Annotated in this window: 23 protein-coding genes and 1 pseudogene; all 24 read left to right on the plus strand. The window is 41.9% G+C overall.

What is annotated here, in order from left to right:
- Positions 1-210: 210 nt before the first annotated feature.
- The 24 genes and pseudogenes from ADI58_RS09140 to purB all read left to right on the plus strand — a co-directional run bounded on the left by ADI58_RS09140 (position 211) and on the right by purB (position 23,131).
- Positions 211-384, plus strand: a complete 174-nt coding sequence (locus ADI58_RS09140) for a class IIb bacteriocin, lactobin A/cerein 7B family (protein WP_049522357.1) — start codon at positions 211-213, stop codon at positions 382-384.
- A gap of 125 nt (positions 385-509) precedes the next feature.
- The gene (locus tag ADI58_RS10975) at positions 510-662 is read left to right on the plus strand and encodes a class IIb bacteriocin, lactobin A/cerein 7B family (RefSeq protein ID WP_080982528.1); all 153 of its coding nucleotides are present in this window, start codon (positions 510-512) and stop codon (positions 660-662) included.
- Positions 663-686: 24 nt separating this feature from the next.
- The gene (locus tag ADI58_RS11415; protein WP_193390593.1) at positions 687-842 is read left to right on the plus strand and encodes a hypothetical protein; all 156 of its coding nucleotides are present in this window, start codon (positions 687-689) and stop codon (positions 840-842) included.
- A gap of 385 nt (positions 843-1,227) precedes the next feature.
- Positions 1,228-1,416, plus strand: coding sequence for a hypothetical protein (locus ADI58_RS11585; RefSeq protein WP_049522359.1), 189 nt, complete (start codon positions 1,228-1,230; stop codon positions 1,414-1,416).
- Positions 1,417-1,573: 157 nt separating this feature from the next.
- Positions 1,574-3,727: a peptide cleavage/export ABC transporter ComA gene (comA, locus tag ADI58_RS09150; protein WP_049522360.1), complete on the plus strand. Its 2,154-nt coding sequence runs from the start codon at positions 1,574-1,576 to the stop codon at positions 3,725-3,727.
- A 12-nt stretch (positions 3,728-3,739) separates the two neighbouring features.
- Positions 3,740-5,089 carry a competence pheromone export protein ComB gene (gene comB / locus ADI58_RS09155; protein ID WP_049522361.1) on the plus strand — a complete coding sequence of 450 codons (1,350 nt, stop codon included), beginning with the start codon at positions 3,740-3,742 and terminating at the stop codon, positions 5,087-5,089.
- A gap of 169 nt (positions 5,090-5,258) precedes the next feature.
- Entirely contained in the window at positions 5,259-5,966 is a 708-nt protein-coding gene (gene purC / locus ADI58_RS09160) for a phosphoribosylaminoimidazolesuccinocarboxamide synthase (protein WP_049522362.1), read from the plus strand.
- 1 nt (position 5,967) lies between these two features.
- The gene (locus ADI58_RS11675; protein WP_080982532.1) at positions 5,968-6,111 is read left to right on the plus strand and encodes a phosphoribosylaminoimidazolesuccinocarboxamide synthase; all 144 of its coding nucleotides are present in this window, start codon (positions 5,968-5,970) and stop codon (positions 6,109-6,111) included.
- Between the two features lie 54 nt (positions 6,112-6,165).
- Positions 6,166-9,891, plus strand: coding sequence for a phosphoribosylformylglycinamidine synthase (locus ADI58_RS09165; protein WP_049522363.1), 3,726 nt, complete (start codon positions 6,166-6,168; stop codon positions 9,889-9,891).
- Between the two features lie 104 nt (positions 9,892-9,995).
- A complete protein-coding gene (gene purF / locus ADI58_RS09170) occupies positions 9,996-11,438 on the plus strand; it encodes an amidophosphoribosyltransferase (protein ID WP_049522364.1) in 1,443 nt (480 codons plus the stop codon).
- A gap of 38 nt (positions 11,439-11,476) precedes the next feature.
- On the plus strand, positions 11,477-12,496 hold the full coding sequence (gene purM, locus ADI58_RS09175; protein WP_049522365.1) for a phosphoribosylformylglycinamidine cyclo-ligase: 1,020 nt from the start codon (positions 11,477-11,479) through the stop codon (positions 12,494-12,496).
- Entirely contained in the window at positions 12,493-13,044 is a 552-nt protein-coding gene (gene purN / locus ADI58_RS09180; RefSeq protein WP_049522366.1) for a phosphoribosylglycinamide formyltransferase, read from the plus strand. Before purM ends, purN begins: the two co-directional genes overlap by 4 nt.
- 44 nt (positions 13,045-13,088) lie before the next feature.
- Positions 13,089-13,553, plus strand: coding sequence for a GNAT family N-acetyltransferase (locus tag ADI58_RS09185; protein ID WP_049522367.1), 465 nt, complete (start codon positions 13,089-13,091; stop codon positions 13,551-13,553).
- A 1-nt stretch (position 13,554) separates the two neighbouring features.
- Positions 13,555-13,708, plus strand: a pseudogene (locus tag ADI58_RS11235) (bifunctional phosphoribosylaminoimidazolecarboxamide formyltransferase/IMP cyclohydrolase); the annotation flags it as partial.
- 71 nt (positions 13,709-13,779) lie between these two features.
- Positions 13,780-14,289 carry a VanZ family protein gene (locus ADI58_RS09190; RefSeq protein WP_049522368.1) on the plus strand — a complete coding sequence of 170 codons (510 nt, stop codon included), beginning with the start codon at positions 13,780-13,782 and terminating at the stop codon, positions 14,287-14,289.
- 24 nt (positions 14,290-14,313) lie between these two features.
- A complete protein-coding gene (gene purH / locus ADI58_RS09195) occupies positions 14,314-15,861 on the plus strand; it encodes a bifunctional phosphoribosylaminoimidazolecarboxamide formyltransferase/IMP cyclohydrolase (protein ID WP_049522369.1) in 1,548 nt (515 codons plus the stop codon).
- A 121-nt stretch (positions 15,862-15,982) separates the two neighbouring features.
- Complete coding sequence (gene purD / locus ADI58_RS09200; protein WP_049522370.1) at positions 15,983-17,245, plus strand: phosphoribosylamine--glycine ligase; 1,263 nt, start codon at positions 15,983-15,985, stop codon at positions 17,243-17,245.
- Between the two features lie 93 nt (positions 17,246-17,338).
- Entirely contained in the window at positions 17,339-17,455 is a 117-nt protein-coding gene (locus ADI58_RS11595; RefSeq protein ID WP_078137223.1) for a phosphoribosylaminoimidazole carboxylase, read from the plus strand.
- A 29-nt stretch (positions 17,456-17,484) separates the two neighbouring features.
- On the plus strand, positions 17,485-17,973 hold the full coding sequence (gene purE, locus ADI58_RS09205; RefSeq protein ID WP_049522371.1) for a 5-(carboxyamino)imidazole ribonucleotide mutase: 489 nt from the start codon (positions 17,485-17,487) through the stop codon (positions 17,971-17,973).
- Positions 17,960-19,051: a 5-(carboxyamino)imidazole ribonucleotide synthase gene (purK, locus tag ADI58_RS09210; RefSeq protein ID WP_049522373.1), complete on the plus strand. Its 1,092-nt coding sequence runs from the start codon at positions 17,960-17,962 to the stop codon at positions 19,049-19,051. The genes purE and purK overlap by 14 nt, the downstream gene beginning before the upstream one ends.
- Entirely contained in the window at positions 19,051-19,746 is a 696-nt protein-coding gene (locus ADI58_RS09215) for a hypothetical protein (protein WP_049522375.1), read from the plus strand. Before purK ends, ADI58_RS09215 begins: the two co-directional genes overlap by 1 nt.
- A 67-nt stretch (positions 19,747-19,813) precedes the next feature.
- Positions 19,814-19,978 (plus strand): phosphoribosylaminoimidazole carboxylase, encoded by a 165-nt coding sequence (locus tag ADI58_RS09220; protein ID WP_414716720.1) that lies wholly within the window; start codon positions 19,814-19,816, stop codon positions 19,976-19,978.
- 32 nt (positions 19,979-20,010) lie between these two features.
- Positions 20,011-21,831, plus strand: coding sequence for a serine/threonine-protein kinase (locus ADI58_RS09225; protein ID WP_049522376.1), 1,821 nt, complete (start codon positions 20,011-20,013; stop codon positions 21,829-21,831).
- Positions 21,832-21,835: 4 nt separating this feature from the next.
- On the plus strand, positions 21,836-23,131 hold the full coding sequence (gene purB, locus ADI58_RS09230; RefSeq protein WP_049522377.1) for an adenylosuccinate lyase: 1,296 nt from the start codon (positions 21,836-21,838) through the stop codon (positions 23,129-23,131).
- Positions 23,132-23,200: the final 69 nt, after the last annotated feature.

Consider the following 23,200-nt stretch of genomic DNA (forward strand, 5'->3'; position numbering starts at 1 on the left):
GTATCTACCAATTTTCTATCCATGGTTTACTAAATTATTTTTCAAATAAAATTTAATTTAGTTGTACATTTTCGAATTCTTTTTCGAATAAATAAGTAAGAAAGAAAAGGAAGGAGATTAGAAATGCTTATTTCAGTTATTTATCCAATCTGGCTATTTAAGTGGCTTAGAGTATAAACATTAAACATATACAAATTGAGGAGAAAAAAGATGACAAATTTTGACAAAATGGAACAGAACTTTGTAGCTCTTACAGAAGAAGAGTTGGTGAATGTAGATGGGGGGATTATTCCGATTGCAGTAGCAGCTAGTATTATTGCAGGTTCAGCATTTGCCGGTTTAAGTGCAGGAGTAGCTATTGGAATTAGTCGAAACAAGAGATAATGAGAGAATCAATGAAGTTTTCAAACGAATTTGCGGCTGTTATTATATCAGCCTCAGGAATAGTGGGTTTATTAGTAGGAGTAGCTATTGGGTTAGCTAGTATTATTTAAAAAAAGGAGTATATCATGCAAAATTTGAATCAATTTGAAATCGTAGAGCAAAATGAATTAGAGCAAGTAAAAGGCGGAGTGGGTTTATTGATTGTTATCGGAGGCTCATTACTTGCTGCGGGTGGAGCTGGGGTAGCTGGTTATTGGTTATCTCGTACGTTTGGTTAATATATTTAAAGGAGTAGATAGGATATGAAAAAATTAGAAGAAAAATTTGAGATTATGGCAGAAGCAGATTTGGCTAGTACCGAGGGTGGACTTATTATTACTACTTCTACAGCTATCGCTTGGGGTGTTTTAGGAGTCGCTACCTATATGTACGGTCATTATCTAGGAAGCAGACGTTAATTTTAACAATTTGATACATATTTTATTAAAGAATGTAAGAAAAACTATGAATCGTAATTTAGAACGGTGTTATCTATTCTGACTAGGAATAGATCATACCAAAGGTGGCTTAGAAATAGCAGGGACATTAGAAATTGAAGTAATAAATAGGATGTCGTAAATGTTGCTATCAATGATTTATTTGTCCCAAGCTTGCCTAGGGTGTCAGTAAAACATCACTTTCCTTTCATATCATATTTTTAGTAGGTAGGACGTTTGTTCTGCCTATTTTTTGCCAAAAAAGTGTAGTTGAGCTGTTTATTTGGAGTTTTACATGTATTTTTTGATAAAATTTGATAAAATTTGATAAAATAGGTATAGAAATTAGGAGAGTTGAAGAAAAGGAATGAAGAAGGTTTTAAAATATTTTTTAGTATTTGTTTTTCTATTTTTGATGAATATTTTAATCTTTAAGATACTAGCAACTCTGGGATTTCAGCTGACAATGAGTGAAAAGAGTTATATTGTACCACCGGTGTTTTCGATTATCGTTTTATATATGATTGACAAAAGAATTAGGAAGAAAAAGAAATAAATATATATTTTAGGTAGGACGTTTGTTCTGCCTATTTTTTTATCCCAAAAGTGCATTTGGGAGGGAGATAGGCGCATTTGGGGAGGAAGTCCAGTTTTTGTTTGGGGATTGGGGTAAGATAGTTGTTATCAGATGAGTTTAGGAAAAGGAGATGGATATGAAATTTGGGAAACGTCATTATCGTCCGCAGGTGGATCAGATGGACTGCGGTGTAGCTTCATTAGCCATGGTTTTTGGCTACTATGGTAGTTATTATTCTTTGGCTCACTTACGAGAATTGGCTAAGACGACCATGGATGGGACGACGGCTTTGGGCTTGGTCAAGGTGGCAGAGGAGATTGGCTTTGAGACGCGAGCGATCAAGGCGGATATGACACTCTTTGACTTGCCAGATTTGACTTTTCCTTTTGTTGCCCATGTGCTTAAGGAAGGAAAATTGCTCCACTACTATGTGGTGACTGGGCAGGATAAGGATAGCATTCATATTGCCGATCCAGATCCTGGGGTGAAATTGACCAAACTGCCACGTGAGCGTTTTGCGGAAGAATGGACAGGAGTGACTCTTTTTATGGCACCTAGTCCAGACTACAAGCCTCATAAGGATCAAAAGAATGGCCTGCTCTCTTTTATCCCTATATTAGTGAAGCAGCGTGGCTTGATTGCCAATATCGTTTTGGCAACACTCTTGGTAACCTTGATTAACATTGTGGGTTCTTATTATCTGCAGTCTATCATTGATACCTATGTGCCAGATCAGATGCGTTCGACACTGGGGATTATTTCTATTGGGCTGGTGATTGTCTATATCCTCCAGCAAATCTTGTCTTATGCTCAGGAGTATCTCTTACTTGTTTTGGGGCAACGCTTATCGATTGATGTGATTTTGTCCTATATCAAGCATGTTTTTCACCTGCCTATGTCCTTTTTTGCGACACGTCGGACAGGGGAAATTGTGTCTCGTTTCACGGATGCTAACAGTATCATTGATGCGCTGGCTTCGACCATTCTTTCGATTTTCCTAGATGTGTCAACGGTTGTCATTATTTCCCTTGTTTTATTTTCACAAAATACCAATCTCTTTTTCATGACCTTATTGGCACTTCCTATCTACACAGTGATTATCTTTGCTTTTATGAAGCCGTTTGAGAAGATGAATCGGGATACCATGGAAGCCAATGCGGTTCTGTCTTCTTCTATCATCGAGGACATTAATGGTATTGAGACAATCAAGTCGTTGACCAGTGAGAGTTCGCGCTATCAAAAGATTGACAAGGAATTTGTGAATTATCTGAAGAAGTCCTTTATCTATAGTCGAGCAGAGAGTCAGCAAAAGGCTCTGAAAAAAGTTGCCCATCTCTTGCTCAATGTCGGAATTCTCTGGATGGGGGCTGTTCTGGTTATGGATGGCAAGATGAGTTTGGGGCAGTTGATTACCTATAATACCTTACTTGTTTATTTTACAAATCCTTTGGAAAATATCATCAATCTGCAAACCAAGCTTCAGACAGCGCAGGTTGCCAATAACCGTCTGAATGAGGTTTATCTGGTAGCTTCGGAGTTTGAGGAGAAGAAAACGGTTGAGGATTTGAGCTTGATGAAGGGAGAGATGACTTTCAAGCAGGTTTCCTACAAGTATGGCTATGGTCGAGATGTCTTGTCAGATATCAATTTGACTATTCCGCAGGGTTCTAAGGTGGCTTTTGTGGGGATTTCGGGGTCAGGTAAGACGACTTTGGCCAAGATGATGGTTAATTTTTACGACCCAAGTCAGGGAGAGATTAGTCTGGGTGGTGTCAATCTCAATCAGATTGATAAAAAAGCCCTGCGCCAGTATATCAACTATCTGCCTCAACAGCCCTATGTCTTTAACGGAACGATTTTGGACAATCTTCTCCTTGGAGCCAAGGAGGGGACGACTCAAGAGGATATCTTACGGGCGGTCGAATTGGCAGAGATTCGGGAGGACATTGAGCGCATGCCATTGAATTATCAGACAGAGTTGACTTCGGATGGGGCAGGAATTTCAGGTGGTCAACGTCAGAGAATCGCTCTGGCGCGTGCTCTCTTGACAGATGCGCCGGTCTTGATTTTGGATGAGGCGACCAGCAGTTTGGATATTCTGACAGAGAAGCGAATTGTCGATAATCTCATGGCTTTGGACAAGACCTTGATTTTCATTGCCCACCGCTTGACCATTGCAGAGCGGACAGAGAAGGTTGTTGTCTTGGATCAGGGCAAGATTGTTGAAGAAGGAAAGCATGCTGATTTGCTTGCACGGGGTGGATTTTACGCCCATTTGGTGAATAGCTAGAAAGAGGAGAGGATGAAACCAGAATTTTTAGAAAGTGCGGAGTTTTATAATCGTCGTTACCATAATTTTTCCAGTCGGGTGATTGTCCCCATGTCCCTTCTGCTCGTGTTTTTGCTTGGATTTGCAACATTTGCAGAGAAGGAGATGAGTTTGTCTACTAGAGCTACTGTTGAGCCTAGTCGAATCCTTGCAAATATCCAGTCAACTAGCAACAATCGTATGCTTGTCAATCATTTGGAAGAAAATAAGCTGGTTAAAAAGGGAGAACTGTTAGTTCAATATCAGGAAGGGGCAGAGGGTGTCCAAGCGGAGTCTTATGCCAGTCAGTTGGACATGCTCAAGGATCAAAAAAAGCAATTGGAGTATTTGCAGAAGAGCTTGCAAGAAGGGGAGAACCACTTTCCAGAGGAGGATAAGTTTGGCTACCAAGCCACCTTTCGCGACTACATCAGTCAAGCAGGCAGTCTTAGGGCTAGTACATCGCAACAAAATGAGACCATCGCATCCCAGAATGCAGCAGCTATCCAAACCCAAGTCGAAATCGGCAACCTCATCAGTCAAACAGAGGCTAAAATTCGCGATTACCAGACAGCTAAGTCAGCTATTGAAACAGGTACTTCCTTGGCCAGTCAGAATCTAGCCTATTCTCTCTACCAGTTCTATAAGTCTCAGGGGGAGGAAAATCCGCAAGCTAAGGCACAAGCAGTTGCGCAGGTTGAAGCGCAGCTTTCTCAGTTAGAATCTAGTCTTGCTACTTACCGTGTTCAGTATGCAGGTTCAGGTACCCAGCAAGCCTATGCGTCTGGTTTAAGTAGTCAATTAGAGTCCCTTAAATCCCAACACTTAGCAAAGGTTGGTCAGGAATTGACCCTTCTAGACCAGAAAATTTTGGAGGCAGAATCGGGTAAGAAGGTTCAGGGAAATCTTTTAGACAAGGGGAAAATTACGGCAAGTGAGGATGGGGTGCTTCACCTTAATCCTGAGACCAGTGATTCTACTATGGTAGCAGAAGGTGCCTTACTAGCCCAACTTTATCCGTCCTTGGAAAAAGAAGGGAAAGCCAAACTAACAGCTTATCTTAGTTCAAAAGATGTAGCAAGGATTAAGGTCGGTGATTCTGTTCGCTATACTACGACTCATGATGCCAAGAATCAACTTTTCCTAGATTCTACTATTACAAGTATTGATGCGACAGCTACTAAGACTGAAAAAGGGAGTTTCTTTAAAATCGAGGCGGAGACTAATCTAACTTTGGAGCAGGCTGAAAAACTTCGGTACGGGGTGGAAGGTCGTCTGCAGATGATTACGGGCAGGAAAAGTTACCTGCGTTATTATTTGGATCAATTTTTGAACAAAGAATAATGTTCGTGTTTTTAGAGTTAAATGATTTTAAAACTGTGAGAAAGATTCTTCTTGCAGTTTTTTCTTTATGATTTTTGAAGTTGCCACGTTATTTATTCGGTTAAATTCTTGTAATTTTAGGTTTTTTATGGTAGAATGTGCTCAAGTAATACGAAAGGCGAACTTTAAAATGTCAAAACAATTGATCTATTCGGGAAAAGCTAAAGATATCTATACAACTGAGGATGAAAATCTTATTATTTCAACTTACAAGGACCAGGCGACTGCTTTCAATGGTGTTAAGAAGGAGCAGATTGCGGGCAAGGGAGTGTTGAATAATCAGATTTCATCTTTTATTTTTGAGAAATTAAATGCGGCTGGTGTGGCGACTCACTTTGTGGAGAAAATTTCAGACACGGAACAACTCAATAAAAAGGTGGAAATCATTCCTTTGGAAGTCGTGCTACGCAACTACACGGCTGGTTCCTTTTCAAAACGTTTTGGCGTAGACGAAGGAATCGCATTTGAGACTCCGATTGTTGAATTTTACTACAAAAATGATGATTTGGATGATCCATTTATCAATGACGAACATGTGAAATTCCTACAGATTGCGGATGACCAGCAGATTGCCTACTTGAAGGAAGAAACCCGTCGTATCAATGAACTCTTGAAAGCCTGGTTTGCTGAGATTGGGCTTAAGTTGATTGACTTTAAGCTAGAGTTCGGTTTTGATAAGGATGGCAAGATTATCTTAGCAGATGAATTTTCACCAGATAACTGCCGTTTGTGGGATGCGGATGGCAACCACATGGATAAGGATGTTTTCCGTAGGGGATTGGGAGAACTAACAGACGTTTACGAGATCGTCTGGGAGAAGTTGCAAGGTTTGAAATAATCTGTTAGCAACGGAAAATCTTCGTCTCTCAACTAAAAGGACTCAGGCTGAAAAGGTCCCCCAGACCTTTTCACTCTGTAGGGGATTAGGAGAGCTAACAGACGTTTACGAGATTGTCTGGGAAAAGTTGCAGGAATTGAAATAACAACCTCAAGGTCGTTGGAACATTGTAAGAGCTGAAATAAAGGAATAAGAATTGATGGATAAACGTATTTTTGTTGAAAAAAAGGCTGATTTTCAGGTCAAGTCAGAGAGTTTGGTTAGAGAGCTCCAGCACAACTTGGGGCTTTCAACTTTGAAAAGTATTCGTATTGTGCAAGTGTATGATGTATTTGACTTGGCAGAGGACCTGTTTGCACCTGCAGAGAAACATATTTTCTCTGAGCAGGTGACAGACCATGTTTTGGACGAAGCGGCTGTGCAGGCGGATCTTGCCAACTATGTTTTCTTTGCCATTGAAAGCCTACCAGGGCAGTTTGACCAGCGTGCAGCATCTTCACAGGAAGCTTTGCTTTTACTAGGAAGTTCGAGTGATGTAACGGTTAATACAGCCCAACTTTACTTGGTCAATAAAGATATTGATGCGACTGAGTTAGAAGCGGTCAAAAACTACTTACTCAACCCAGTTGATTCTCGTTTCAAGGACATCACGACAGGGATTGCCAAGCAGGAATTTTCAGAGTCAGACAAGACCATTCCGAAATTGACTTTCTTTGAAAGCTATACAGCAGAAGACTTTGCTCGCTACAAGGCTGAGCAAGGGATGGCCATGGAAGTGGATGATTTGCTCTTTATCCAAGACTATTTCAAGTCAATCGGGCGCGTGCCGACGGAAACAGAACTCAAGGTTTTGGACACTTACTGGTCTGACCACTGCCGTCACACGACTTTTGAGACTGAGTTAAAGCAGATTGATTTCTCAGCTTCTAAATTCCAAAAACAATTGCAGTCAACCTATGATAAATATATCGCTATGCGCGATGAGTTGGGGCGTTCTGAAAAACCGCAAACCTTGATGGATATGGCGACTATTTTCGGTCGTTATGAGCGTGCTAATGGACGTTTGGATGATATGGAAGTGTCAGACGAAATTAATGCTTGCTCAGTAGAAATCGAAGTGGATGTTGATGGTGTGAAAGAGCCATGGCTCCTCATGTTCAAGAATGAAACTCACAACCACCCAACGGAAATTGAGCCATTTGGTGGGGCTGCTACCTGTATCGGTGGTGCTATTCGTGATCCATTGTCAGGTCGCTCATATGTTTATCAGGCAATGCGGATCTCAGGTGCCGGTGATATTACAGCACCGATTTCGGAAACGCGTGCTGGTAAGCTGCCACAACAGGTTATTTCTAAAACAGCGGCTCATGGTTATTCTTCATATGGTAACCAGATTGGGCTTGCAACGACCTATGTTCGTGAATACTTCCACCCAGGCTTTGTAGCTAAACGCATGGAGCTAGGTGCAGTTGTTGGTGCGGCTCCAAAGGGCAATGTTGTCCGTGAAAAACCGGAAGCGGGTGATGTCATTATCCTCCTTGGAGGTAAGACTGGACGTGATGGTGTCGGTGGTGCGACGGGCTCTTCTAAGGTTCAAACGGTTGAGTCTGTGGAAACTGCTGGAGCTGAGGTTCAAAAAGGGAATGCCATCGAAGAACGTAAGATTCAGCGCCTCTTCCGTAATGGTGATGTCACTCGTCTCATCAAGAAATCCAACGACTTTGGTGCTGGTGGTGTCTGTGTGGCTATCGGTGAATTGGCAGACGGTCTTGAAATCGATCTCAACAAGGTGCCTCTTAAATACCAAGGCTTGAATGGTACCGAAATTGCCATCTCTGAATCACAAGAACGGATGGCTGTGGTGGTTCGTCCTGAGGATGTAGATGCCTTCGTTGAGGAATGTAACAAAGAAAATATTGACGCTGTTGTGGTTGCGACAGTGACTGAAAAACCAAATCTAGTCATGCACTGGAATGGTGAAACAATCGTGGACTTGGAACGTCGTTTCCTTGACACCAATGGTGTGCGCGTGGTCGTTGATGCAAAGGTGGTGGACAAGGATGTCAAGTTTCCAGAAGAACGTCAAACATCTGCTGACACACTTGAAGCAGATACCCTTACGGTTCTATCTGACCTCAACCATGCGAGTCAAAAAGGATTACAGACTATCTTTGACTGCTCTGTTGGACGCTCAACGGTTAATCACCCACTTGGTGGTCGTTACCAACTCACACCAACTGAGGCATCTGTGCAGAAATTACCAGTTCAACACGGTGTGACTTATACTGCGTCAGTCATGGCTCAAGGATTTAATCCATATGTAGCTGAATGGTCTCCATACCACGGTGCTGCCTATGCGGTGATCGAAGCAACTGCTCGATTGGTTGCGACTGGTGCAAACTGCTCCAAGGCTCGCTTCTCTTACCAAGAGTACTTCGAGCGCATGGATAAACAAGCTGAGCGTTTTGGTCAGCCAGTAGCAGCTCTCCTAGGCTCTATCGAGGCACAAATTCAGCTTGGTTTGCCATCTATCGGTGGTAAGGACTCTATGTCTGGTACTTTTGAAGAATTGACCGTACCGCCAACCTTGGTAGCTTTTGGAGTGACAACAGCAGATAGCCGTAAGGTGCTCTCTCCAGAATTTAAAGCTGTTGGTGAAAACATCTACTACATTTCAGGCCAAGCACTCTCAGCAGAGATTGATTTTGACTTGATTAAGTCTAACTTTGCTCAGTTTGAATCCCTTCAAAAGGCTCACAAAGTAACAGCGGCTTCAGCCGTTAAATACGGTGGTGTGCTTGAAAGTTTGGCCCTTGCTACCTTTGGAAATCATATTGGTGCAGAGGTGATCTTGTCTGAACTTGAAACAGCTTTGACAGCTCAATTAGGTGGATTTGTCTTCACATCTCCTGAAGAAATTGCTGGAGTAGAGAAGATTGGACAAACAAGTGCAGACTTTACACTCCTTGTCAACGGTGTGAAGCTAGATGGACACAAACTTGACAGTGCCTTCCAAGGCAAATTGGAAAAAGTTTACCCAACAGAATTTGCCCAAGCGAAAGAACTGGAAGAAGTTCCAGCTGTGGCATCAGATGTTGTGATTAAAGCCAAAGAAAAGCTTGAAAAACCTGTGGTTTATATCCCAGTATTCCCGGGCACCAACTCAGAATATGATTCAGCTAAGGCTTTCGAAAAAGAAGGTGCAGAGGTCAACTTGGTGCCATTTGTGACCTTGAATGAAGAAGCCATTGTCAATTCAGTTGAAACTATGGTTGACAACATCGGCAAGGCTAACATTCTCTTCTTTGCAGGTGGTTTCTCAGCTGCGGACGAGCCAGATGGTTCCGCTAAGTTTATTGCCAACATCCTGCTTAATGAAAAAGTGCGTGTAGCTATTGATAGGTTTATCGCCCGTGGTGGCTTGATTATTGGTATCTGTAATGGATTCCAGGCTTTGGTCAAATCAGGTCTTCTTCCATACGGGAACTTCGAAGATGCTACTAGTACTAGCCCAACCCTCTTCTACAATGATGCCAACCAACACGTGGCCAAGATGGTGGAAACTCGCATTGCCAATACCAACTCGCCATGGTTGACTGGTGTGCAAGTGGGTGATATCCACGCCATTCCTGTTTCGCACGGTGAAGGGAAGTTTGTCGTGACAGCTGAGGAATTTGCGGAACTCCGTGACAATGGACAAATTTTCAGCCAATACGTTGACTTTGATGGCAAGCCAAGCATGGATTCTAAGTATAATCCGAATGGTTCTGTCCATGCCATCGAGGGAATTACCAGCAAGAACGGTCAAATCATTGGTAAGATGGGGCACTCAGAACGCTATGAGGACGGTCTTTTCCAAAACATCCCAGGAAATAAAGACCAGCACCTGTTTGCGTCGGCTGTTAAATACTTTACTGGAAAATAAGACTTACAGATTTTCTAATAGATAGTATTAGTAATGTAAAAGTCATGTAAAAGTCATGTAGATTTAGCTCTTGGTGCTACACAAATAAAAATTAGGTATATAAAATGACATACGAAGTAAAATCTCTTAATGAAGAATGTGGTGTTTTCGGTATCTGGGGACATCCAGATGCTGCTAAGTTGACCTATTTTGGTCTCCATAGTCTTCAGCACCGTGGTCAGGAGGGGGCAGGAATCCTCTCCAATGATCAGGGGCAATTGAAGCGCCATCGTGACATGGGACTTTTATCAGAAGTCTTCAGAAATCCTGCTAACTTAGATAAATTGACAGGAACTGGTGCGATTGGGCATGTGCGTTACGCGACTGCTGGCGAAGCTTCTGTAGATAATATCCAGCCCTTCCTCTTCCGTTTTCACGATATGCAGTTTGGTTTGGCTCATAATGGAAATCTGACCAATGCAGCCTCTCTCAAGAAAGAACTGGAAGATAGAGGAGCGATTTTCAGTGCGACTTCGGACTCGGAAATCTTGGCTCATCTCATTCGTCGTAGTCATAATCCTAGTCTGATGGGCAAAATCAAGGAGGCACTCAGTCTTGTCAAAGGTGGCTTTGCTTACATCTTGCTATTTGAAGATAAGTTAATTGCGGCTCTTGACCCCAATGGTTTCCGTCCACTTTCTATCGGGAAAATGGCCAATGGAGCGGTGGTTGTTTCCTCTGAAACCTGTGCTTTTGAGGTTATTGGTGCTGAATGGATTCGTGATTTGAAGCCAGGTGAGATTGTGATTATTGATGACAAGGGCATCCAGTATGATAGCTATACAGATGATACTCAGTTAGCAATCTGTTCTATGGAGTATATCTATTTTGCCCGCCCTGATTCTAACATTCATGGTGTCAATGTCCATACGGCACGTAAACGTATGGGTGCCCAATTGGCGCGTGAATTCAAGCATGAGGCAGATATAGTGGTCGGTGTGCCCAATTCTTCCCTCAGCGCGGCTATGGGATTTGCGGAAGAGTCCGGGCTACCAAATGAAATGGGCCTCATCAAGAACCAATACACCCAACGTACCTTTATCCAACCGACTCAAGAATTACGAGAGCAAGGGGTGCGGATGAAACTATCTGCTGTTTCTGGTGTTGTAAAAGGCAAGCGTGTGGTTATGATTGATGACTCTATTGTACGTGGAACAACCTCTCGTCGGATCGTTCAGCTCTTGAAAGAAGCGGGTGCAACTGAGGTTCACGTTGCTATTGGCAGTCCAGCGCTAGCTTATCCATGTTTCTACGGGATTGATATCCAGACCCGTCAGGAGCTAATTGCGGCCAATCATACTGTTGAAGAAACTCGCCAAATCATTGGTGCGGACAGTCTGACTTATCTTTCTGTTGAGGGGTTGATTGATTCAATTGGTATTGAAACAGATGCGCCAAATGGTGGTCTCTGTGTCGCTTACTTTGACGGTGACTACCCAACACCTCTCTACGACTATGAAGAAGACTATCGTAGAAGTTTGGAAGAAAAGACCAGTTTTTACAAGTGAGTTATTGAGATTCTCCATAAAAGAAAAGGAATAAATAAATGACAAAAAATGCTTATGCCCAGTCGGGTGTGGATGTTGAAGCGGGTTATGAAGTTGTTGAACGGATTAAAAAGCACGTGGCTCGTACGGAGCGTGCAGGTGTCATGGGAGCTCTTGGTGGTTTTGGTGGTATGTTTGACCTTTCAAAGACTGGGGTTAAAGAACCTGTCTTGATTTCAGGAACTGATGGTGTCGGAACTAAGCTCATGTTGGCAATCAAGTACGACAAGCACGATACCATCGGTCAAGACTGTGTGGCCATGTGTGTCAATGACATCATCGCTGCAGGTGCAGAGCCCCTCTATTTCCTGGACTATGTGGCGACAGGGAAGAATGAGCCAGCTAAACTAGAGCAAGTAGTTGCTGGTGTAGCAGAAGGTTGTGTGCAGGCAGGTGCTGCCCTCATAGGTGGGGAAACAGCTGAAATGCCTGGCATGTACGGCGAAGATGACTATGACTTGGCTGGCTTTGCGGTCGGTGTGGCTGAAAAATCTCAAATCATTGACGGTTCAAAAGTGGCAGAGGGAGATGTTCTTCTCGGACTTGCTTCAAGTGGGATTCATTCCAATGGTTACTCTCTCGTCCGTCGTGTCTTTGCGGATTACACAGGTGAGGAAATCTTGCCAGAATTGGAAGGCAAGCAACTCAAGGAAGTTCTTCTTGAGCCGACTCGTATCTATGTCAAGGCTGTTTTGCCACTCATCAAGGAAGGGTTGGTCAACGGCATTGCCCACATCACTGGTGGTGGCTTTATCGAAAATGTCCCTCGCATGTTTGCAGCTGACTTGGCTGCTGAGATTGAAGAAGACAAGGTTCCCGTGCTTCCAATTTTCAAAGCCCTTGAAAAATACGGTCAGATCAAACACGAAGAAATGTTTGAAATCTTCAATATGGGTGTGGGGCTTATGTTTGCAGTTAGCCCTGAAAATGTAAGTCGTGTCAAGGAATTGTTGGATGAACCAGTCTATGAAATTGGTCGTATCGTCAAGAAAGAAAACGAAAGTATCATCATCAAATGAAAAAAATAGCGGTTTTTGCCTCTGGTAATGGCTCAAATTTTCAGGTGATAGCGGAACAATTTCCAGTAGAGTTTGTCTTTTCAGACCATCGTGACGCCTATGTGCTCGAACGTGCAGACAAGCTCGGCGTTCTGTCCTATGCTTTTGAACTCAAGGAGTTTGAGAGCAAGGCAGACTACGAAGCGGCCCTTGTCGAACTCTTGGAAGAACACCAGATTGACTTGGTTTGTCTAGCAGGCTACATGAAAATCGTTGGGCCAACCTTATTGGCGTCTTATGAAGGTCGGATTGTCAACATTCATCCAGCCTACCTGCCAGAGTTTCCAGGAGCTCATGGGATTGAGGATGCTTGGAAGTCTGGCGTTGCTGAGAGCGGCGTGACCATTCATTGGGTGGATTCAGGTGTGGATACAGGAAAGGTTATCAAACAAGTACGTGTACCGCGACTAGCTGATGATACCATTGACAGTTTTGAAGCTCGTATTCATGAGGCGGAATATCAGCTCTATCCAGAAGTGTTGGAATGTTTGGGAGTAGGGAGAAGATAAGAAGTAAATCAAATTTTGATTGTGCAATCTTGCTAGGAGAAAAAATGATTGAGATAAAATTAGTAGATGAGAGCAGTTTTCAGGCAGTGCTGGATTTGAAAATATCTGAAGCTGATGAACGAGCACGTTTCGTGTCTCCAAATGTACGCTCTTTAGCTGACGCATGGCTCTACCGAGAGAATGGGGATGTGTTTCCAATGGCAATTTATTGGAATGAGCTTGTAGTTGGTTTTCTCCTGTTGGAAATAGATAAGGATGAAGCGGAATACTTTATCTGGCGGATAATGATTGGCCAGCAGTACCAAGGAAGAGGTTATGGACGAAAATCCGTGGAAGTTCTGATCAAAAAGGCACAGATGGATAGCGATTGCAATCATATTATCGCAGATTATGTGGTTGGAAATGAAAAAATGAAGCACCTGTTGACTAGTTTGGGTTTTCAGGAAACAGGATTTATAGAAGAAAATAATGAAGTCGCTATGCGCTTGGACCTAAAGAAAGAGGAATAGAATGACGAAAAAAGCTTTAATCAGTATCTCAAACAAAGAGGGTATTGTTGAATTTGCCCAAGAACTTAAAAAAACTCGGTTGGGACATCATCTCAACAGGTGGAACCAAGGTTGCCCTTGATAATGCTGGGGTGAGCACCAGTGCCATTGATGATTCATAAGATATCTTTGATTCAAAATTGGAGTCAGTGATTGTTGAAGACGGCTTCAAACGGAGGTATTTGTAATGTTAGAATCTAAAAAAACAACTCGATATGTATTTTATGTCTATCTGATGTTATTAACTTGGGGAATCTTATTTAAGTTTGAGACCAATCCTGAATTTATAGCATTTTTCTTAGCTCCAAGGTACATCAATTGGATTCCATTTTCAGAACCACTAATAGTAGATGGAAAAATTGTTTTTGCTGAAATGTTATTTAATCTGATTTCCTTTATTCCATTAGGTGTTTGTTTCCCTCTGATAAAAACTAATTTATCTAATTTAAAAATAGTCGGGACAGGTTTTTTGATTAGTTTATTGTTTGAGTGCTTACAGTATATTTTAGCAATAGGTATAACAGATATCACGGATTTGACTTTAAATACGCTAGGTGTTTATGTAGGCTTGCTGATTTATCAAATTTTTATAAGAGTGTTCAAATCACAGATTAGAAAATGGGTCAATATCTTAGGTATGCTTAGCCTTGGTTTTGCTTATCTTGTTTTACTGTTACTGCATTTAATTGGTGTTTAACTAATGATTAAAAAGGAGAATATAATGACTAAACGCGCCTTAATCAGCGTCTCAGACAAAGCGGGCATTGTTGAATTTGCCCAAGAACTTAAAAAACTTGGTTGGGAGATTATCTCGACGGGTGGGACCAAGGTTGCCCTTGATAATGCCGGGGTAGACACCATTGCTATCGATTATGTGACTGGTTTTCCAGAAATGATGGATGGTCGTGTCAAGACCCTTCATCCAAATATACACGGTGGACTCCTCGCTCGTCGTGACTTGGATAGTCACCTGGAAGCGGCTAAGGATAATAACATCGAGCTTATCGACCTTGTAGTGGTCAATCTCTATCCCTTTAAAGAAACGATTCTCAAACCAGATGTGACGTACGCTGATGCGGTTGAGAACATCGATATCGGTGGGCCATCTATGCTTCGCTCGGCAGCGAAGAATCATGCCAGCGTGACGGTTGTGGTAGACCCTGCTGACTATACAGTGGTTTTGGACGAGTTGTCAGCCAATGGTGAAACGACTTACGAAACGCGTCAACGTTTGGCAGCCAAAGTTTTCCGTCACACAGCGGCTTATGACGCCTTGATTGCAGAGTATTTCACAGCTCAAGTGGGCGAAAGTAAACCAGAAAAGCTCACTTTGACCTATGACCTCAAACAAGCTATGCGTTACGGTGAGAACCCTCAACAAGACGCAGACTTCTACCAAAAAGCATTGCCGACAGATTATTCTATTGCATCAGCGAAACAGCTTAACGGTAAGGAACTGTCATTCAACAATATCAGAGATGCTGACGCTGCCATTCGTATCATCCGTGACTTTAAAGACCGTCCAACTGTTGTGGCTCTAAAACACATGAACCCATGTGGAATCGGTCAGGCTGATGATATCGAGACTGCTTGGGACTACGCTTATGAGTCTGACCCAGTTTCTATCTTTGGTGGGATTGTCGTTCTCAACCGTGAGGTGGATGCTGCGACAGCTGAGAAGATGCATGGTGTATTCCTTGAAATCATCATTGCACCAAGCTATACGGATGAAGCGCTAGCCATTTTGACCAATAAAAAGAAAAACTTGCGTATCCTTGCCTTGCCATTTGATGCTCAAGAGGCTAGCGAAGTGGAAGCAGAATACACAGGTGTTGTCGGTGGACTTCTGGTGCAAAACCAAGATGTGGTCAAAGAAAGTCCAGCTGACTGGCAAGTGGTGACTAAACGCCAACCAACTGAGACAGAAGCGACAGCTCTTGAGTTTGCTTGGAAGGCTATTAAATATGTCAAATCAAACGGAATCATTGTAACCAACGACCACATGACACTGGGTGTTGGCCCAGGTCAAACCAACCGTGTGGCTTCAGTCCGTATTGCCATTGACCAAGCTAAAGACCGTCTTGACGGCGCTGTGCTTGCTTCTGATGCCTTCTTCCCATTTGCGGATAACGTGGAAGAAATCGCTAAAGCAGGTATCAAGGCCATCATCCAGCCAGGAGGCTCAGTCCGTGACCAAGAATCTATCGAAGCCGCTGACAAGTATGGCTTGACCATGGTCTTCACAGGAGTGAGACATTTTAGACATTAAGAACGTTAAAGGGAAGAAAACAGTTTCTTTCCTTTTTTGCGTAAAAATGCGGAGTGAAACAAGATTAAAACGAACGTTTGTGGTATAATGTTAGTGAATAATTCGCAAAAGAGGTTGTGAGATGAAACTACTTGTTGTCGGTTCGGGTGGTCGTGAGCATGCGATTGCTAAAAAGTTACTTGAATCAAAAGACGTTGAAAAAGTCTTTGTGGCTCCTGGGAATGACGGGATGACTCTGGACGGTCTGGAATTGGTAAATATCTCTATTTCCGAACATTCTAAATTGATTGAATTTGCAAAAGCCAACGATATTGCTTGGACCTTTATAGGGCCAGATGACGCCCTTGCGGCTGGTATCGTGGATGATTTCCATGTGGCTGGTCTCAAAGCCTTTGGTCCGACAAGATTGGCAGCGGAGCTGGAGTGGTCCAAGGATTTTGCCAAGGAAATCATGGTTAAATACGGCGTTCCGACAGCAGCCTATGGTACATTTTCAGATTTCGAGGCAGCTAAGGCTTATATCGAGGAGAAAGGCGCTCCAATCGTCGTCAAGGCGGATGGTTTGGCTCTTGGGAAGGGTGTCGTCGTTGCTGAGACGGTTGAGCAAGCGGTCGAAGCCGCTCATGTGATGCTTTTGGACAATAAATTTGGTGACTCAGGTGCGCGTGTGGTTATTGAGGAATTCCTTGAAGGAGAGGAATTTTCACTCTTTGCCTTTGTCAATGGTGATAAGTTCTACATCATGCCAACAGCTCAGGACCACAAACGTGCCTACGATGGCGACAAGGGCCCTAACACAGGTGGCATGGGTGCCTATGCGCCAGTTCCTCACTTGCCACAGAGCGTGGTTGACACAGCGGTTGACACCATTGTCAAGCCAGTTCTAGAAGGCATGATTAAAGAAGGTCGCCCTTATCTGGGGGTCCTTTACGCAGGGCTTATCCTGACAGCAGAAGGTTCTAAAGTCATCGAGTTCAACGCTCGTTTTGGAGATCCTGAGACGCAAATTATTCTGCCTCGTCTGACCTCTGATTTTGCACAAAATATTACTGATATTTTGGAAGGTAAAGAACCAGCCATCACTTGGATGGACAAGGGTGTGACTCTGGGTGTGGTTGTCGCATCCAACGGTTACCCGCTAGAATATGAAAAAGGTGTCAAGTTGCCAGCCAAGACAGAGGGTGACATCATAACTTATTATGCCGGTGCCAAATTCGCTGAAAATGAGCAAGACCTTCTTTCAAACGGCGGACGTGTCTATATGCTCGTCACCACAGCAGACACCGTCAAAGAAGCCCAAAACACCATCTACAGCGAACTTAACAAACAAAAAACAGAAGGACTTTTCTACCGAACTGATATCGGAAGCAAGGCAATTCGATAAAGATATAAGAAAAAGCGACGCAGTCGCCAAATACGATAATGATTGTTTGATTTGCGAGCGTTAGCGAGCTAATATAGAACAATCACCGCTGTTGTGAAAGAACGATTGAATGACAATCCAATCGTTCAGGGAAATTGGAAGACCTTGGGCTTCCAATTTAGGCATGAGACACCTTTGGTGGCTGCTGCCGTCCCTCACAACCTAAGGTGATTGTTGAAAAAGAGGAAAAAGGAGAAGAAATGAAACCCGTAATTTCCATCATCATGGGCTCAAAATCCGACTGGGCAACCATGCAAAAAACCGCCGAAGTCCTAGACCGTTTCGGTGTAGCCTACGAAAAGAAGGTTGTCTCTGCCCACCGTACTCCAGATCTCATGTTCAGACATGCGGAGGAAGCACGGAGTCGCGGTATCAAGGTTATCATCGCAGGTGCTGGAGGTGCAGCCCATTTACCAGGCATGGTAGCAGCCAAAACGACCCTTCCAGTCATTGGTGTGCCCGTAAAATCGCGTGCCCTTAGTGGTGTGGACTCGCTCTACTCTATCGTCCAGATGCCAGGTGGAGTGCCTGTCGCAACTATGGCTATCGGTGAAGCAGGTGCGACCAACGCTGCCCTCTTTGCCCTTCGTCTCTTATCAGTAGAGGATCAGTCTATCGCGACAGCATTGGCAGATTTTGCAGAAGAACAAGGAAAAATCGCAGAGGAGTCTACAAATGAGCTCATCTAAAACAATCGGAATTATCGGTGGCGGCCAGCTGGGTCAAATGATGGCCATTTCTGCTATCTACATGGGCCACAAGGTTATCGCGCTGGATCCTGCGGCTGATTGCCCAGCCTCTCGCGTGGCGGAGATCATCGTGGCTCCTTATAATGACGTGGATGCTCTGCGTCAGTTGGCTGAGCGTTGCGATGTCCTCACCTATGAGTTTGAAAATGTCGATGCTGACGGTTTGGATGCTGTCATCAAGGATGGTCAACTTCCTCAAGGAACCGACCTGCTTCGCATCTCCCAAAATCGCATCTTTGAAAAGGACTTTCTCTCAAACAAGGCTCAAGTCACTGTGGCACCTTACAAGGTTGTGATCTCAAGCCAAGATTTGGCAGATATGGACCTGTCTAAAAACTATGTCCTCAAGACCGCGACAGGTGGCTACGATGGGCATGGACAAAAGGTCATTCGCTCAGAAGCAGATTTGGCAGAAGCCTATGCGCTAGCCGATTCAGCAGACTGTGTTTTGGAAGAATTTGTCAACTTTGATCTTGAAATTTCTGTCATCGTATCAGGAAATGGCAAGGATGTGACAGTTTTCCCAGTTCAGGAAAATATCCACCGTAACAACATTCTATCTAAGACCATTGTGCCAGCCCGCATTTCAGAAAGTCTAGCTGAAAAAGCCAAAGCTATGGCTGTGCGAATCGCAGAACAACTCAACTTGTCTGGAACTCTTTGTGTGGAAATGTTTGCGACAGCTGATGATATCGTGGTCAATGAAATTGCGCCACGTCCACACAATTCAGGTCACTACTCGATTGAAGCTTGCGATTTTTCCCAGTTTGATACCCACATTTTAGGCGTTCTGGGAGCACCATTGCCAGACATCAAACTACATGCACCAGCCGTCATGCTTAATGTCCTCGGCCAGCATGTCGAGGCTGCTGAAAAATATGTCACAGAAAATCCAAGCGCCCACCTCCACATGTATGGTAAAATAGAAGAAAAGCACAACCGCAAAATGGGGCATGTGACTTTGTTTAGTGATGCGCCGGATAGTGTGGGAGAGTTTGGGAAAGGGATTGATTGGTAATGCCTATAAAATACTATGAAATCAAGAAATTACTTCGTGAGGAAGTTACTTTATTTGATTCACTTATAAGTAAGTTTTTAAAATATTTCTTGCTGTATTCCTTTATAGTGATGTTTTTGGGGATTGGACTTTATGGAACTTCTAAAAGTGGTAGTAGTTCTACTAATTCTAGTGAGAGTATGCTTTTTATAGTGATTTCTCTATTTATGGGAGCTTGTTATCGTACTACCATTGTTTTAGAGAAACTTAATTTAAAGAATATTGCTATTAAATTTAAAAAAGGGAAATTTTTAGATGAGGAACAAGTACGCTTGTTGATTTCAGAAGTAGACTTATCTCTGAAAAAAATTAGTCATTTTGCAAATTGGAGTTGCGGTATTTTGGCTACTATATTAATTTTTGCTGTTACAACTTTGGTAAATTTTTTAAAAGAGACACTAACCTCTCAAGAAATTAGCGAACTTTTTACCGATAGAACTGGATTACAAAACAATTTAATTTCATTTTTAGCTAGTTTAGCTATGTTAGTTATATTTTGTATTTTATTTTACTATCTTACTGTTCAAACGTTTACATATAATAGACGATTTGTTGTGACAATCTTAAAAAGTAGTTTATATATAACTGAAGAAGATGAAATAATGGGAGGTTTTTGGAATAAAGTAGTATATGTAAAAGAGAATTTTTGGAAGTAACAAAATTATTTAAATCTTTGTCCATGCCTATGTGGAAGATAGTAAAGGAAATGCTGTGGTGGAAGTCATGTTCGCAAGTAGAGACTATGAAAGGGTACAAGCTAAATATGAGAAACTAGTAGCTCATCCCTCAGAAAACTATTTAGCAATTTATGATGTACCGTTAGATAAAGATTTGAATACACTGGATCACTATCCATCTGTATGGATTGGGGAAGAGGAGTTTGAGTAATCATGGAATTACTTTAATAGAAGTGAGGAATTATGGTTTTAACGGATGAGCAGATTGATTGTCTTAAAAATCAGTTTAAAATTGATGAGGTTTTGGGCTCTATTGATTATAGTCTCATAGAAATTTTAGGTCAAGGAGGCCAAGGTGTAGTAGTTTTGACAAAAGATAGTGATGGCATTGAAAAAGCTGTTAAAATCATGAAACTACCAACTTCCGGTGGCACTGCAAATAAGGCAAAAATTGAGAGACTAAAAAATGATATTGAATTTTGTTCACAATATAATCACGAAAATATTATTCAATATCAGTTACATGGAGAATATCCAAATAACGGACAAAGAGCTCAATTTTTATATGCAGTAATGGATTATTTCCCTAAAAATTTTCGGAATGTAATTGATGAATTTGAAAGTTATTCACCAGAACAAAAATTAGATTATTTAATTCAATTATCTAAGGGTATAAATGCTGCTCATGATAAAGGAATAATTCATAGAGACATCAAGCCAGAAAATATTTTAGTAAGAGATGAAAATTTGGTTTTAAGTGACTTTGGAATTGCGCATTTTCAAGGATCTGATTTAACTGTTGCAGATGATTTACTAGCAAATAGAAATTATTTATCGCCAGAACAAAAGAAAATTGGAGCAGCCCTTAACATCACATTTGCGTCAGATGTATATTCTTTTGGGTTAATCATTAATGAATGCTTTACAGGAGAAAATCCAGACGGGTCAGAATATAAGCGTATTTGGTATACTTATCCTTATCTCTTTGAATTAGATAAGTTAGTTGATAGATTAATTAATCCGTCCCCAGACTTAAGGCCATCAAGTGACAGTGTTCGTATGGATTTGAAACTTTTAAAAAGTGATTTAGATAGAAAAAAATTTCAATTGCAAAATGTAGTTATTGATAATGATAATATTGAAGATAGAGATAAAGATAGAATTTTAAAGATATCAAGTGAGGATTTACTTTTTTCACAGTTTGTTTTGAATGAACTTCCAGATAAAAGTTTGAATGAATTGAATCTAAATTACCATTGTTCGATTAATTATCGTGTCACAGATGAATTGTACTCTAACTTTCTACTCCAACAAATAATGGATAGATGTGAGTCTACTTTTTCGTATGAGAGTGTACACTATCTCTCTAATAATTTATATATACCTCTTAATCTTGTTGATAATTCAGAAGATAAAGAATTATTTAATAAAATGCAACAAATCTTGCAATCTATAAATGGTGACAAAGTTATATCTGGAAAAATTTTAAAATTTTTCAGTTCTTGTAGCAGTTATCATTGTAAGGAAATATTGAGAGATATTGATATTATTATTCAAAATACTAAAGAAGAAATATTTGGGGTTCCAATTCTATATTTAATAAAATATTTAAGAAAAAATCATTTCAAGTTGAATCAGTCAGAAAAACTTTATGATAAAATTAGGTTGGATTGGACAAATTATAGAAGTGAATTCAAAGATACTCCTTTAGAACTAGCGCTTTTTGAAAGAAATCTAGATTTTTATCAAAATAAGAGAAATGAGATATTAAAAATTTTGGGAACGATTGCTCTCCAATTTCCTATGGACTATTATGAAATTGATTCTAAAAACTATTCATTGAAGTTTGACAATCAGTTTAATCCAAGGATATTTTGGAGATTTAAGTATTATTGTTTATCAAAAACGAAAAAGGGTTCTATATTTGAAGCAGATGTTTCAAACTTATTTAGAAATATTAGAATTAATGATGAAGCAGGTATAGTGGAATTAGTTATTTCTACAGATTTTGATGTAGAAGTTACATTGTCTAAAATTTTTATAGATAATTATAGTGAGGAATAAAATTATGATCAACCGTTACTCTCGCCCTGAGATGGCGAACATTTGGAGTGAAGAAAATAAATACCGTGCTTGGCTTGAGGTGGAAATCCTCGCTGACGAGGCATGGGCTGAGTTGGGGGAAATCCCTAAGGAAGATGTGGCTTTGATTCGTAAAAAAGCGGACTTTGACATCGACCGTATTTTGGAGATTGAGCAGGAAACTCGTCACGATGTAGTGGCTTTCACACGTGCGGTTTCTGAGACTCTTGGTGAGGAGCGCAAGTGGGTCCACTATGGCTTGACTTCTACCGATGTGGTAGATACGGCCTACGGTTACCTCTACAAACAGGCCAACGACATCATTCGTCGTGACCTTGAAAACTTCACCAACATCATCGCTGACAAGGCTAAGGAGCACAAGTTCACCATCATGATGGGTCGTACCCACGGGGTGCACGCTGAGCCGACAACATTTGGTCTTAAATTAGCGACTTGGTACAGCGAAATGAAGCGTAACATCGAGCGTTTCGAGCATGCGGCTGCTGGTGTGGAAGCTGGTAAGATTTCTGGTGCGGTTGGGAACTTTGCCAATATCCCACCATTTGTAGAGGAATATGTCTGCGACAAGCTTGGTATCCGTGCCCAAGAAATCTCAACACAGGTCCTTCCTCGTGACCTTCACGCTGAGTACTTTGCGGTTCTTGCCAGCATCGCGACTTCTATCGAGCGTATGGCGACTGAGATTCGTGGCTTGCAAAAATCAGAACAACGCGAAGTAGAAGAATTTTTTGCTAAAGGGCAAAAAGGGTCTTCAGCAATGCCTCACAAACGCAACCCAATCGGTTCTGAAAATATGACTGGTCTTGCGCGTGTTATCCGTGGTCACATGATTACAGCCTATGAAAACGTGGCTCTCTGGCACGAACGTGACATCTCTCACTCATCAGCTGAGCGTATCATCACACCAGATACGACCATCTTGATTGACTACATGCTCAACCGTTTTGGAAATATTGTCAAGAACTTGACAGTCTTCCCAGAAAACATGATCCGCAACATGAACTCAACTTTCGGTCTTATCTTTAGCCAACGGGCTATGTTGACCTTGATTGAGAAAGGGATGACCCGTGAGCAAGCTTATGACTTGGTGCAACCAAAAACAGCCTACTCTTGGGACAATCAAGTAGACTTTAAACCACTTCTTGAGGCAGATCCAGAAGTAACATCACGCCTCACACAAGAAGAAATCGATGAAATCTTCAACCCTGCATACTACACCAAACGAGTGGATGATATCTTTGAACGTCTTGGTTTAGGATAATTAAAATAAAATCGAAGCTCTATTACTCTATTTACTGGAGTAGAAGAACTTTGATTTTTCTTGTTTATT

Origin of the sequence: Streptococcus mitis, assembly GCF_001074635.1 — a bacterium.
GTDB classification, from domain to species: Bacteria; Bacillota; Bacilli; order Lactobacillales; family Streptococcaceae; genus Streptococcus; species Streptococcus mitis_E.

What these genes read in the sequence shown, in the direction of transcription:
- ADI58_RS09165 (WP_049522363.1), top strand. Translation starts at nt 6,166, where the DNA reads ATGGATAAACGTATTTTTGTTGAAAAAAAGGCTGATTTTCAGGTCAAG.
- purB (WP_049522377.1), top strand. Translation starts at nt 21,836, where the DNA reads ATGATCAACCGTTACTCTCGCCCTGAGATGGCGAACATTTGGAGTGAA.
- purM (WP_049522365.1), top strand. Translation starts at nt 11,477, where the DNA reads ATGACAAAAAATGCTTATGCCCAGTCGGGTGTGGATGTTGAAGCGGGT.
- comA (WP_049522360.1), top strand. Translation starts at nt 1,574, where the DNA reads ATGAAATTTGGGAAACGTCATTATCGTCCGCAGGTGGATCAGATGGAC.
- ADI58_RS10975 (WP_080982528.1), top strand. Translation starts at nt 510, where the DNA reads ATGCAAAATTTGAATCAATTTGAAATCGTAGAGCAAAATGAATTAGAG.
- comB (WP_049522361.1), top strand. Translation starts at nt 3,740, where the DNA reads ATGAAACCAGAATTTTTAGAAAGTGCGGAGTTTTATAATCGTCGTTAC.
- purD (WP_049522370.1), top strand. Translation starts at nt 15,983, where the DNA reads ATGAAACTACTTGTTGTCGGTTCGGGTGGTCGTGAGCATGCGATTGCT.
- ADI58_RS11585 (WP_049522359.1), top strand. Translation starts at nt 1,228, where the DNA reads ATGAAGAAGGTTTTAAAATATTTTTTAGTATTTGTTTTTCTATTTTTG.
- purC (WP_049522362.1), top strand. Translation starts at nt 5,259, where the DNA reads ATGTCAAAACAATTGATCTATTCGGGAAAAGCTAAAGATATCTATACA.
- purF (WP_049522364.1), top strand. Translation starts at nt 9,996, where the DNA reads ATGACATACGAAGTAAAATCTCTTAATGAAGAATGTGGTGTTTTCGGT.
- purH (WP_049522369.1), top strand. Translation starts at nt 14,314, where the DNA reads ATGACTAAACGCGCCTTAATCAGCGTCTCAGACAAAGCGGGCATTGTT.
- ADI58_RS09140 (WP_049522357.1), top strand. Translation starts at nt 211, where the DNA reads ATGACAAATTTTGACAAAATGGAACAGAACTTTGTAGCTCTTACAGAA.
- ADI58_RS09185 (WP_049522367.1), top strand. Translation starts at nt 13,089, where the DNA reads ATGATTGAGATAAAATTAGTAGATGAGAGCAGTTTTCAGGCAGTGCTG.
- ADI58_RS09190 (WP_049522368.1), top strand. Translation starts at nt 13,780, where the DNA reads ATGTTAGAATCTAAAAAAACAACTCGATATGTATTTTATGTCTATCTG.
- ADI58_RS09225 (WP_049522376.1), top strand. Translation starts at nt 20,011, where the DNA reads ATGGTTTTAACGGATGAGCAGATTGATTGTCTTAAAAATCAGTTTAAA.
- ADI58_RS11415 (WP_193390593.1), top strand. Translation starts at nt 687, where the DNA reads ATGAAAAAATTAGAAGAAAAATTTGAGATTATGGCAGAAGCAGATTTG.
- ADI58_RS09215 (WP_049522375.1), top strand. Translation starts at nt 19,051, where the DNA reads ATGCCTATAAAATACTATGAAATCAAGAAATTACTTCGTGAGGAAGTT.
- ADI58_RS09220 (WP_414716720.1), top strand. Translation starts at nt 19,814, where the DNA reads ATGTTCGCAAGTAGAGACTATGAAAGGGTACAAGCTAAATATGAGAAA.
- purK (WP_049522373.1), top strand. Translation starts at nt 17,960, where the DNA reads ATGAGCTCATCTAAAACAATCGGAATTATCGGTGGCGGCCAGCTGGGT.
- purE (WP_049522371.1), top strand. Translation starts at nt 17,485, where the DNA reads ATGAAACCCGTAATTTCCATCATCATGGGCTCAAAATCCGACTGGGCA.
- purN (WP_049522366.1), top strand. Translation starts at nt 12,493, where the DNA reads ATGAAAAAAATAGCGGTTTTTGCCTCTGGTAATGGCTCAAATTTTCAG.